This is a genomic window from Kutzneria sp. 744 (genome assembly GCF_000568255.1).
Classification (GTDB): Bacteria; Actinomycetota; Actinomycetes; order Mycobacteriales; family Pseudonocardiaceae; genus Kutzneria.
This window is the reverse complement of record NZ_KK037166.1, coordinates 4,574,879-4,586,961: the sequence shown is the minus strand read 5'-3', so window position 1 is coordinate 4,586,961 and position 12,083 is coordinate 4,574,879. Positions and strand designations below refer to the sequence as shown.

At 67.6% G+C, this 12,083-nt stretch carries 7 protein-coding genes; 6 read left to right on the top strand and 1 reads right to left on the bottom strand.

Annotated elements, in window-relative coordinates; all coding sequences use genetic code 11:
• Nucleotides 1–30 precede the first annotated feature (30 nt).
• The 4 genes from KUTG_RS20520 to KUTG_RS20505 are packed head-to-tail and all read left to right on the top strand — an operon-like array spanning nt 31 to nt 4,340.
• The gene (locus KUTG_RS20520) at nt 31–1,164 is read left to right on the top strand and encodes a cytochrome P450 (RefSeq protein WP_157494671.1); all 1,134 of its coding nucleotides are present in this window, start codon (nt 31–33) and stop codon (nt 1,162–1,164) included.
• Nucleotides 1,164–2,234: a thiamine pyrophosphate-dependent enzyme gene (locus KUTG_RS20515; RefSeq protein WP_043718847.1), complete on the top strand. Its 1,071-nt coding sequence runs from the start codon at nt 1,164–1,166 to the stop codon at nt 2,232–2,234. The genes KUTG_RS20520 and KUTG_RS20515 overlap by 1 nt, the downstream gene beginning before the upstream one ends.
• A 1-nt stretch (nt 2,235) precedes the next feature.
• The gene (locus KUTG_RS20510; RefSeq protein ID WP_052395089.1) at nt 2,236–3,261 is read left to right on the top strand and encodes an alpha-ketoacid dehydrogenase subunit beta; all 1,026 of its coding nucleotides are present in this window, start codon (nt 2,236–2,238) and stop codon (nt 3,259–3,261) included.
• Nucleotides 3,246–4,340, top strand: coding sequence for a dihydrolipoamide acetyltransferase family protein (locus KUTG_RS20505; protein WP_043718845.1), 1,095 nt, complete (start codon nt 3,246–3,248; stop codon nt 4,338–4,340). The genes KUTG_RS20510 and KUTG_RS20505 overlap by 16 nt, the downstream gene beginning before the upstream one ends.
• A gap of 113 nt (nt 4,341–4,453) precedes the next feature.
• Here KUTG_RS20505 and KUTG_RS20500 read toward each other — a convergent pair whose 3' ends face one another.
• Complete coding sequence (locus tag KUTG_RS20500; protein ID WP_043718844.1) at nt 4,454–5,539, bottom strand: branched-chain amino acid aminotransferase; 1,086 nt, start codon at nt 5,537–5,539, stop codon at nt 4,454–4,456.
• A 2,439-nt stretch (nt 5,540–7,978) separates the two neighbouring features.
• On the opposite strand from KUTG_RS20500, the gene KUTG_RS53665 reads away from it, so the two are divergent.
• Together KUTG_RS53665 and glyA are read left to right on the top strand one after the other, a co-directional pair.
• Nucleotides 7,979–10,705, top strand: coding sequence for a non-ribosomal peptide synthetase (locus tag KUTG_RS53665; RefSeq protein ID WP_198047246.1), 2,727 nt, complete (start codon nt 7,979–7,981; stop codon nt 10,703–10,705).
• A 2-nt stretch (nt 10,706–10,707) separates the two neighbouring features.
• Entirely contained in the window at nt 10,708–12,072 is a 1,365-nt protein-coding gene (gene glyA, locus KUTG_RS20485; RefSeq protein ID WP_043730078.1) for a serine hydroxymethyltransferase, read from the top strand.
• The last annotated feature ends 11 nt before the right edge of the window (nt 12,073–12,083 follow it).

Sequence of the window (12,083 nt, the reverse complement as noted above, 5' to 3'; positions counted from 1 at the left end):
GCCGGTGACCCACATCCGGTCTGGGCGGCTATGCGCGAGCACGCCCCGCTGCACCGCCAGGAACTGCCTGACGGCCGGGTGTTCTACTCCGTCACCCGCTACGAGGACGCCTGCCGTGTCCTGGGTGACCACCGCAAGTTCACTTCCGAAGGCGGCAGTCTGCTCAACCAACTCGGTCACGGCGACGCGGCCGCGGGCAAGATGCTCGCTGCCACTGACCCGCCCAGGCATGGCGAGCTGCGTCGCCCGCTCAACAGCTTGTTCACTGGTCGCGCACTCGAAGCCACCGAAGACCGCATCCGGAAGGCGGTGCGGCTGCTGCTGGCCACCGCGTTCGACTCGACCGAATGGGATGTGGCGCAGTGGGCGCGAACCCTGCCGATGGCCGTGGCCGGCTTGGTGCTCGATATCCCGGAACGACACTGGGCCGACGTCGTGACGTGGACCGGCATGGCCGCCGCGCCCGAGGAACCCGAGTTCATGGTCGGCGATGGCGCGACAACTCTCGCGATCGCACACTGCCAGCTCATCGAGTACCTGGCTGAGCAGTACGTCACCCGCAGGGCAACCGCGGGCTCGGACGTGTTACGCCGGCTGATGACCATGCGCGACGGCGAACTTAGCCAGGAGGAGGTGGTAGTCAACTGCTACAGCCTGCTGCTCGGTGCGAACGCGACCACTCCGCACACCGTCGCGGGCACCGTCCTGGCGTTGCTGGAACACCCCGACCAGTGGCGGGCCGTCCAGGGGGACCCGAACCTGGTGCCGTTGCTGGTGGAGGAGGGCTTGCGCTGGACCTCACCCGCAAGCAGCTTCCTACGGCACGCGCGCGGCGACGTGCGGCTGAGCGGCGGAACCGTGCCCGATGGTGCCGCGGTCGCGGTGTGGGTGGGCTCGGCCAACCGGGACGAGTGGAGCTTCGCCGACCCGAACCGCTTCGATATCCGGCGTCAGCCGAACCGGCACATCGCGTTCGGCGCCGGACCGCACTACTGCCTCGGCGCGTCGCTTGCCCGGACCACACTGCGGATCTTCTTCGACGAGCTTGTCCATGGGGTAGACGACCTCGCGCTCGCCGGCGAACCGCGGCGATTGGCGTCGAACTTCATAGCAGGCCTGACCCACCTGCCAGTCACAATATGCCGAGCCGAGGAACGTGTCTAATGCCGACCGATTCGCTGCTTCCCCCGGTGAAGCCGGACAGTCTGATCGATGAGCAGGGACGTCGCGTCGACGGCGCCCGGCATGCCATGCCGGACGAACATCGGCTTCGCGCGGCGTACCGGGCCATGGTGGTCGGTCGAGCGTTGGACCAGCAGGCGACTCGGTTGGCCAAACAGGGTGAACTGGCCGTATACCCGTCCGCGCGGGGACAGGAGGCATGCCAGGTGGGTGCCGTGCTCGCGTTGGGAGAGCGAGACTGGTTGTTCCCGACCTACCGCGACACGATGGCGGTGATGGCACGTGGCGTCGATCCCGTGGAGGCTCTGACGCTTATGCGCGGCAGCTGGCACTGCGGCTACGACCCGCGCCGACACCGCGTCGCCCCACAGTGCACACCGCTGGCTACGCACGCCACGCATGCCGTCGGATTCGCTCACGCGGCTCGCCTACGAGGCGAGCATGCCGTGGCCATGGTGCTGCTTGGCGACGGCGCCACGAGTGAAGGCGACTTCCATGAGGCACTCAACTTCGCCGGAGTGTTCCGTGCGGGCGTGGTGTTTCTTGTTCAGAACAACCACTACGCCATATCCGTGCCTCTTGAGCGCCAGACCGCCGCGCCTTCATTGGCGCACAAGGGTATCGGCCACGGCGTTCCCGGTGAGCGGGTCGATGGCAACGACGTCGCCGTCGTGCTGGCCGTGCTCGATCAGGCCGTGGAGCGGGCCCGGGTCGGCGACGGTCCCACGCTCGTGGAGGCGATCACCTACCGGATGGAACCCCACTCCAACTCTGACGATGAGACGCGCTACCGCGATCGCGAGGAGGTCGATCGCTGGGCCGCGGCCGATCCGGTGGACCGGCTCGGCGTTCACCTCGAACTATCTGAAGTGGATGGGAAAGAGATCGACGGCGAGGCCGCCGCCCGCGCCGCCGATCTGCGTGACCGGATGGTGGTGTCCGTCCCACCGAGGCCGGACGAGCTCTTCGCACACGTGGGTGCGCCGATGTCGGCGCGACTGGCGCGCCAGCTGGCGCGGGTGCGTTCGGAACTCGCTGCGGAAGGACTTTGACATGACAGTTCTCGTCAACAGCAGGCAGACATCGATCCGGACCGCGACCGGCGTTATCACGATGGCCCACGCGCTCAATGCCGCGCTCGCCGATGCGATGGCGGCCGACGACACGGTCGTGGTGTTCGGCGAGGACGTCGGCCCGCTGGGCGGAGTCTTTCGAATCACCGACGGCCTGTACGGCCGGTTCGGTGACGGCCGGTGTTTCGACACGCCACTTGCCGAGTCCGGAATCGTCGGGATGGCGGTGGGCATGGCGATGAACGGGTTCCGGCCGGTGGTGGAGATGCAGTTCGACGCCTTCGCCCTGCCCGCGTTCGAACAGGTCGTCGGACACGTGGCCAAGATGCGCAACCGGACGCGGGGCCGGTTGACCCTTCCGATGGTGATCCGGGTGCCCTACGGCGGCGGGATTGGCGCGGTGGAACACCACAGCGACTCCTCGGAGGCCTATTACGCGCACACCCCAGGCTTGACGGTTGTCGCGCCAGCCACGCCCCAGGACGCGTACAGCCTGCTGCGCGCGGCGATCGACCACCCGGATCCGGTGATCTTCCTGGAACCCAAGCGGCTGTACTGGTCGAAGGCGGAGGCCGATCTGTCTGTGCACACAGGACAGATCGGGACGGCGGCGATCCTGCGCCGGGGTGCGGACGCGACGTTGATCGCGTACGGCGGGACCGTCCCGCTGGCCCTGCAGGCGGCGGAAGCAGCCGCCGAGGAAGGCCGTGACCTGGAAGTCGTCGACCTGCGCACGCTCGTGCCGTTCGATGAGGACACTGCGGCCGCCAGCGTGCGCGAGACCGGGCGGGCCGTCGTGATCGCCGAGGCCCCGGGTTTCGCCTCGGTGGCGACACAGGTGGCCGCAGATCTGACCGACCGCTGCTTCCACTACCTGCACGCGCCCGTCGCCCGGGTCACCGGCCTGGACATCCCGTACCCGCCACCCCACCTGGAACGGCATCACCTGCCGACGGTGGACCGGATCCTGGCGGCCGTCGCCGACCTGCAATGGGAGGACCGTTGACGCTTGTCGAATTTCCCCTGCCGGACCTGGGTGAAGGACTGATGGAGGCGGAGGTGGTGCGGTGGCTGGTGGCGATCGGCGACGACGTCGCTGTCGACCAGCCGTTGGTGGAGGTGGAGACGGCGAAGGCGACCGTGGAGATCCCCTCGCCGCACGCCGGGACAGTGGTGACCCTGCACGCCGGTGAGGGCGCGGTGGTACGTGTGACCGAGCCGTTGGTCACGGTTCGCAGCGAGCAGCATCGGGTGCTCGTCGGGTACGGCGTCCCGCCGGAGGAGCCGCGACGGAACACAGGCGTGACGTCACCAGTCGTGCGGCGCCTGGCTGTGGAACATGGCGTCGATCTCCGTTCGGTGCAGGGCACGGCCGTGAACGGAATGATCACGCGGGCGGACGTGATGGCCGCGGTGACTGCCGGTGAACGTGTCCCGCTGCGTCGAGCCCTCGCGGAGAAGCTGACTCGCGCGGCGTCTGCGCCGACAGCCACGGTATGGGTGGACGCGGACGTGACAGGTTTGGTTGAGCTGCGGGAGGTGCTCCGCGAAACAGACTCCCCGGGATTGTTGACGCTGTTCGCGCGCTGCGCGGTGGTCGGACTTCGGCGGTTCCCGGCGCTCAACTCCTCCGTGCAGGACAACGAGATCGTTCGCCACAGCACGGTCAACCTGGGCATAGCCACCCAGACTGCCGTGGGGCTGGTGGTGCCGGTAGTGCGCGCGGCCGACCAGTACCACGCCCGCCGGTTGCATGGGGAGATCACCAGGCTCGTGACGGCCGCGCGGAGGGGTGAGGCCACCAACACGGAGCTGACCGGTGGCACGTTTACCCTCAACAACTACGGTGTATATGGCGTAGACGGCAGCGCGGCGCTGGTCAACCACCCCGAGGCGGCGATCCTCGGTGTCGGGCGTGTGATGGACCGACCGTGGGTCATTGACGGTTCACTGGTGGTACGCAAGGTGGCTCAGCTGTCGCTGGTGTTCGACCACCGGGTGTGCGACGGCGATGTGGCCGGCGGGTTTCTGCGATATGTAGCCGACCTGGCCGAGCGTCCCGCGATCGCCCTGGCGGATTTCTGACCTGCCAAGTTGATCGAGCCGTCCGTCGCTCGGATCGGGCGTTCACCAGGAAGATCGCCTGCTGGTCGAACTGTGTCCCCGGTCCCGCTGAATTTCGTGCAGCCGCGAACGGCCTACACCACCCGACGTAGCCAGCCTCGCTTGTCCGGCACCCGCCCATACTGGATATCCAGGATGTGCTCGCGAACGGCCAGCGTCGTCTTGCCCGGCCTGTTGTCCCCGACGGCGAACTCGTAGCCGTCGCCCTTGAAGCCGACGATCGGCGTGATGACAGCGGCCGTGCCCACCGCGAACGCCTCTGTGATCCCGCCGCTTCGACACCCGTCACGAAGCTCGTCGAGGCCGATTTGCCGCTCGATAGCACGTAACCCGTGGTCGGTGGCCAGCTCCAACACGCTGGCGCGGGTCACTCCCTCCAGAATGGTGCCCAACATGGGCGTGACCAACTCGCCGTCGGCGGTGACCAGGAAGACGTTCATCGTGCCGGACTCCTCTAGCCACCGGACCTCCGCCCCGTCCAGATACATCACCTGGTCGCAGCCGTGCTCACGGGCCTCGATCTGGGCGGCAAGGCTGCCCGCGTAGTTACCGCCGCACTTCGCGGGACCAGTGCCGCCCACGGCAGCCCGGGTGTAGACGGTGCTAATCCACAGCGTCACGCCGATGACCCCGGAGGCGAAGTATGGGCCCGCGGGACTCGCGATCACCGCATAGACGACCTCCTCGGCCGGCCGCATACCGAGGAATGCCTCTGAGGCGAACATGTACGGCCGCAGGTACAGGCTCTCCTCGCCGCCGTGATCGGGCACCCACGGCTCGTCGGCTCGCACCACGGCCTCGACGCTGGCGAGGAACGCGTGCTCGTCCAGATCGGGCAGCGCCAGTCGGCGGGCCGAGTCCCGGAACCGGCGAGCGTTGAGTTCCGGGCGGAACAGCCACACGCTGCCGTCGGCGTGGCGGTAAGCCTTGAGTCCTTCGAAGATCTCCTGCGCATAGTGCAGAACGGCGGTGCCGGGATGCAATGAGTACGGCCGCAACGCAGCCACCCGGTGATCGTGCCAGCCCGCATCGGGTGTCCATCGCGCCGATGCCATGTGGTCGGTGAAGTAACGGCCGAATCCAGGATCGGAGAGGATCTTTGCGCGATCGGCGGGAGAAGTTGCGCGATCCGTCTGACGCAGCGGGAAGTCAACGTTCATTGCCGAATTCTAGCTGCTGGCGACGTGGAAGATGACCTGTTTTCGTTGTTACGGGGTGCATACCCCGCCGGCCTCCAGCGTCGCGCCCAGCGCCATTGACGAGATACCGCCGCCCAGTCACGGCGACCAGCGAGAGGCGTTCGTTTGCGTCAGGGGTGGGCGGATCCAGTGGATGTGGTGGTTGGGGGCAGGTTCTGGGGGTGTAACGGCATTTGATGGCGGCGAGGCGGTCGTGGCCTGAGGAGCTGTAGACGGCGCGGAGGGCGGCGGGAGTGGTGGCTTGGGCACTCAGTGAGGAAGGCTGGCGTTCAGGTCGTCTTGGGCATAAAGAGCGAGGGAAGCGAGCGCGGGGCGGAAGGCGGGGGTCTGGAAGCGATGGAGGGTGGTGCCGGCGGCGGAGAACCTCCAGTGGGCGGCGTGCGGCCGGAGACGGCGTTGGGGACGGCCTTGGTCAAGGTGCCGCCGAGGGCGCGCACTCTGGCTAGGGCGAGGGTGGTATGCGAGTCGGGGCACAAGGCTGCGGCGGGTCTACCAGGAGGTTGCGCCAGGTGTGCCTGAGGTGTCCTCAGTGGACAAGGTTGCCTCTCGCTGGCGCACCTGGTTAGCCTTGAGTAACGGCTCTGGCCAGTCAAAATACTCACTTGGCGACATTGTGCCGTGGGTAAACTTAGCGGCATTGGATCATGGGTAGTCGCTCGGTAGCCTATGGGTAGTGAGTTGGGTAAGCATTGTCCTTGAGCGACGGCCTTCGGCGTGCATTCGGTCAAGGTTGAGGGTGAGATGGGGGGAGAGGTGATGATGTGCGTGCTCATCACAGGATTGGCACTGTCGACGGGGATTATTGACCGGCATCCTGTTTATCGGTGTGTCAATTGTTGGAGATTTGACTGTGGCGCGCCTGTGTTATCAACGATGTGGTAAACGGTGATGCTCTGGCCAAGTCTGGGCCGGTTTTCGTCGATGCGGATGTGCTTCTGTGGAGTCGCGGAAACATTCACGCGGCCACGCGCCGAACGGTGCGACCAAAGGTTTGTATCCCACCTCGATGGTGCTCGTTGGCTGCTTGCGGTAACGTGGATCACCTATTTGTGTAGGCGGGCAACGGGCTGGCTCAATGCCTATTCGATCTTCATGTTGTAGCTCTGGTCGTTCTTCCCGGACGAACGGCGTGGTGGGTTGGGCCGGTCCGGTGACCAGCGGGCCGCCAAGGCGGTGTGGATCGCGCGCATAACGTGCCGAATCGGTATTGGCGGGTGTGCGACCAGTCGGTCATCGTCGACTGTGGTCGTCGCCTGGACGCGGCGCTCCGATAGAGAGCGGTCAGCTGGGTCGGGGCGCTCGTCTCTATGGAACGGTTGCCTTGGCCGTCGAACAGGTGGCCGTCGACCGTGCACTTGAGTTGCCCGATCCCTTGAGGCAGGTGCACCGGATCACATTGCTGGAATTGTCATGCGCTTCCTGAACACTACCAGCGGGGCAAGGTTCTACCGTTGTGGCGACGGCCTCATACACAGCCTCGCTACGGGTTCCCGTCCGTGGCTCATGCCGCTGCTCGGCGAGCATTGGCCCGTTGCGATCGTCACGGTGGCGGTGGGCGCTGATCGCAGCTGCGGTCCTCGCGGGACCGAGGAAGGTCGACCTGATCCTCGGCGCCGGTTCACACCTGCCGATCGGACCTTCGTCGAATCTGCCCGGCTTCATGTTGTCGATGACCGCTCTGCTGGTCATCGGGTGCTCCGGTGCTCGACTGCAAAGGAGGACGTCTCGACCGGACGGAGAACGTCATTGGACCGTTGGCATGGGCTCGGACGGTGCCTGAAAGCGCACACGCTGCGGTGGCCCCTGGCCGGCCGCTCTGAATTCGAACGGATCTACACGAACACCAGCGCCAACAACAGGCACCTGATGCGGGTCAACGAGCAGATCGGGTTCGCGGTCACACGCGCCCTAGTCGCGGTGAACCGTGATGTCGACGGCTTGACGTCCACATTGACGACCTGACCACCACCGAGTGGTGTGGCCGGCTTCGCCGGCGCAGCTGAGAGGAGATCGAACACCGTGGTCGAACACGAGGGTCAAGCGCTGCTCGACTTCCCGATAGGCGTGGTGGCGGCCGACCCGACCGACGCGCGCCGCGCTTCCACGTCGCTGAGGCTCCCGGCGGACCTGGTCGAGCGGTTACACGTCTTCTCCACAACGAGGCGGCTGCCGCCGTGGCGCGTGGTCGCTGCGGCGTTGGCGGTCCTGTTATACCGGTACAACGCACAGGAAAGCGTTGACATCGAGCTGTCCATTCCGGACGAAGAGACCCTCCTCCGCGTTGACCTGTCCGGCACACCCATCTTCGACGAGGTACCGAACCGGATCACCCACATGTCCCGGGATGCCGACGCGTGGGATGGGCCGCGCACCAGGGTGTCGCTGGTCCTCGGCGGACCCGTGGCGGACCCGGCCGACCTGGTGTTCGCCCCGGACAAGGACGTCATCACCTATCGGGAGGCGCTGTTCGAGCGCGGCGCCGTCGAGCGGCTGGCCGGGCACTTCCGAGAGCTGCTCGCCTCGGCCATCGCCGCGCCGACGACCCCGGTGACCGAGCTGCGCCTGCTCGGCGATGTGGAGCGTCAGCGGATGCTGTTGGAGTGGAACGACACCGGCCAACCGTTCCCGGACAAGTGCTTGCACGAGCTGTTCGAACGGCGCGCGGCCGAGCACGGCGACGACGTCGCGATCGCTTGTGGCGCCGAACGGTTCTCCTACGCGCAGTTGGACCGGCTTGCCGACCATTTCGCCCACCATTTGCGCGACATGGGCCTCGGACACGGCGACATCGTCGGCATCTGCCTGCACCGGTCGATCGAGCAGGCCGCCGCGGTGCTGGCGGTGTTGAAAGCGGGCGCGGCATACCTGCCGCTGGACCCGGACTACCCGGCCGACCGGCTTGAGTTCATGGTCACCGATTCCGTGGCGAGCGCCGTGCTCACCGACCACGACTTCCTCGGACGCTGGGAGGGGGTGCGGACGGTGCCGCTGGATGATCTGCGGGCCGCTGCCCCGCTCCCGGTTCCCTTCGCGGCGGACCACGACCCTGAGCAGCCCGCGTACGTCATCTACACCTCCGGCTCGACGGGCAAGCCCAAGGGAATCGTGTTGCGGCACCGCGGCGCGGTGAACAACTTCATCGATTTCAACTCCCGCTTCGGGATCGGGCCGGGTGACAGCGTCCTGGCGGTGTCGTCAGCGAGCTTCGACATGTCGGTATACGACTTGCTGGGCACGCTGGCGGCCGGCGCGACGGTGGTCATGCCCGCGCGGGAAGCCGCTCGCGACCCGGCGCTGTGGACACGGCTGCTGCGCGAGCATCGCGTCACCGTCTGGCACTCCGCGCCGGCCCTGCTCGAACTGCTGCTCGACGCGGTGGAGCGGGACGGCGGCGGACCGCTGCCGTTGCGGCTCGCGCTGCTCGGCGGCGACTGGATCGCGGTGACACTGCCCGATCGGTTGCGCGCGGTGACGTCAGATCTGGAGTTCATCAGCCTGGGAGGGGCGACGGAGGCGTCCATGGACTCCATCATCTTCCCGGTTGCCGAGGTGAACCCGGCCTGGGCCAGCATTCCCTACGGGCGGCCGATGGCCAACCAACGCGCCTATGTGCTGGATGCCGCGATGCAGCCGGTTCCGGTCGGCGTGCCGGGCGAACTGCACCTGGCGGGAGTGGGCCTGGCGCTGGGTTACCTCAACCGCGCCGAGCTCACCGCCGAGCGGTTCGTTGAGCGCGAACTCGCCCCGGGACTGCGCGAGCGCCTCTACAAGACCGGTGATCTGGCCCGCTTCCGCCCCGACGGGGTGATCGAACTGCTCGGGCGTATTGACTTCCAGGTCAAGGTGCACGGCATGCGGATCGAGACGGGCGAGGTGGAGGCCGCGCTGCGCCGACACCCGGACGTGCTCGACGCTGTTGTCGTCGCCCGCGGTCAGCGCGGGAACACTACTCTGGCCGCCTTCGTACGCCCCCGAGCGGTCGACGCCACACCGTCCGATCCGGTTCTGCGAGCATTCCTCGCCGAACGGTTGCCGCAGCATATGGTGCCCGGTGTCATCGCCATGGTCGACCGTTTCCCGACCACGCCGAACGGGAAGGTCGACCGGCGCGGGCTGAGCGAAGTCGAGCTCGTCTCCGACGCCGGCGAACCGCTGACCGACGACACGCAGCGCCGGATAGCGTTGGTGTGGCAGGAGATCCTGGGCACCGGCCCGCTCAACGCGGATTCCGACTTCTTTCGCCTTGGCGGGGATTCGTTCACGGCAATCAAGGCGATGACCGCCATCGATCGGACGGTGCCGGTCGTCGAACTGCTTACCCACCGCACGGTGGCCGCGCTCGCCGACGTGGTTCGTCGATCCGACCGGCGCCGCGGCTTAATCCATCGGCTGACGCCGGGCAGCGCCGCCGCCGCCGTCACCCTCGTCTGCGCGCCGCACAGCGGCGGCAATGCGGTCAGCTACCAACGGCTCGCCGCGCACCTCCCCGCCACCGTCGAGTTGCGGGCCATCGCTCTTCCCGGCCACGACCCGGGTGATCGCGATCCGTTGCTTTCGTTCGACGAGGCCGCGCGGCGATGCGCCGAGGAGTTGGCGGCCTCGGTCACCGGACCCGTGATGGTGTACGGGCATTCCGCTGGCACGGCGCTTGCGGTGGCGCTCGCTCGCGAACTGGAAAAACGCGGCGTCGACCTGCGGCACGTGTTCCTCGGCGCCGCGGTGCCGCCGGCGGACCCTGGTGCGGTCCTGAGGGAGGAGCGCGCGATGACGGACCGGGAGTTGTACGGCGCTTTGCGGGAAATAGGCGGCTTCGCCGGCGACCTGGGGTGGTCGGAAGTCGAGCCTATCCTCCACGCGGCCCGGCACGACATGCGGCAGGCAGCCTTGTTCCATCTGACGGCGACACGCGAGGAACCAGAGCCGCTGGTGACGCCCGCGCAGTGCGTGTTCGGCGCCGACGACTTGACCACCGCTGATCACCTCACCACCCACACCCGCTGGCTGCGGCACTTCGACTCGGTCGAGTCGATGGTGATCGCGAACGCGGGCCACTACTTCGTCAAGGACCGCGCCGCCGAACTGGCGGCGATCATTCGGCGTGCTCTGCCCGCGCCGGGACAGGGGTGATCATGATCGACGACCCGTTACACGCGTTGGTGCAGGGCGGTCTGAGCAAGCTCGCACTAGAAGATCCGGATCTGTGGGACGCGATGCTCGCGGAGCAGCGCAGGCAGGCCGGCACGCTCTCGCTCGTGGCCTCGTCCAGCGTCGTCGACCCCTCCGTTCTCGCCAGCCAGGCGAGCGTCGCGGTCAACGTGACGGCCGAGGGGTACCCGGGCCGTCGCTACCACGCCGGCTGCGAGGCGGTGGACGACATCGAGCGGCTGGCGGTCGACCGGGCGAGGAGGCTGTTCGGCGCGCGGTACGCGAACGTCCAGCCGCACTCGGCGACGACGGCCAACTACGCGGTGCTCTCGGCGCTGATGCGTCCCGGCGACACGATGCTCGGAATGGCTCTGGACAGCGGCGGCCACCTCACGCACGGAAGCCCCGCCGCCTACGCCGGCAGGTACTTCCACGCGGTGGGGTACGGGCTGACCGAGACTGGACTGCTCGACTACGACGAGGTCGCCGAACTCGCCGCGCGGCACCGGCCACGGGTCATCGTGTGCGGCGCCACCGCGTACTCCCGGACCATCGACTTCAGGCGCTTCCGGGAAATCGCCGACCAGACGGGGGCGTACCTGCTGGCCGACATCTCGCATACCGCCGGCCTGGTCGTGACCGGACACCATCCCAACCCGATCGACCACGCCCACATCACGACGTGCTGCACACACAAGCAACTCTACGGGCCGCGTGGTGGCCTCATCCTGAGCGGCGAGGACGCCGACGGGGCCGCGCCCATCGGCTCGGGCACGCTGGGGGACTTCCTGCAGCGGACGGTGTTCCCGTTCTACCAGGGCGCTCCCGCGTTGAACGTGATCGCAGCAAAGGCCCGCGCCCTGGCCATCGCGGCGGGCGACGACTTCCGCGCCACCATGGGCCGCGTGGTGGCGTTGTCGCGGGTGCTTGCCGACGAGTTGGCGTCGAAGGGCCACACGGTCGTCTCCGGAGGCACCGACAACCACATCGTGCTGTTGGACCTCACGCCGCTGGGCATCACCGGGGTGATGGCGGAACGGGCGTTGCAGGAATGCGGCATCGTGGTGAACAAGAACCGAGTTCCTGGCGACACCAAGCCCGCACTGGTAACGAGTGGACTGCGGCTGGGCGTCAACAGCGTCGCCCTGCGCGGGATGGGCGCCACTCAGGCGCGTGCGTGCGCGCGGTTGCTCGACGATGTGCTGCGCGCGGTGCGAGCGGATGGTCCTCGCCACCACCTGCCCGAGGCGGTCCGGGACGCCACTCGCGCGGCGGTGGCGGACCTCTGCGCCCGCTTCCCCGTGCCTGGCTACCCGGTGCCCGCGTCCGTGCTGAGCAAGGCCGGGTGACCCGGGGTGCG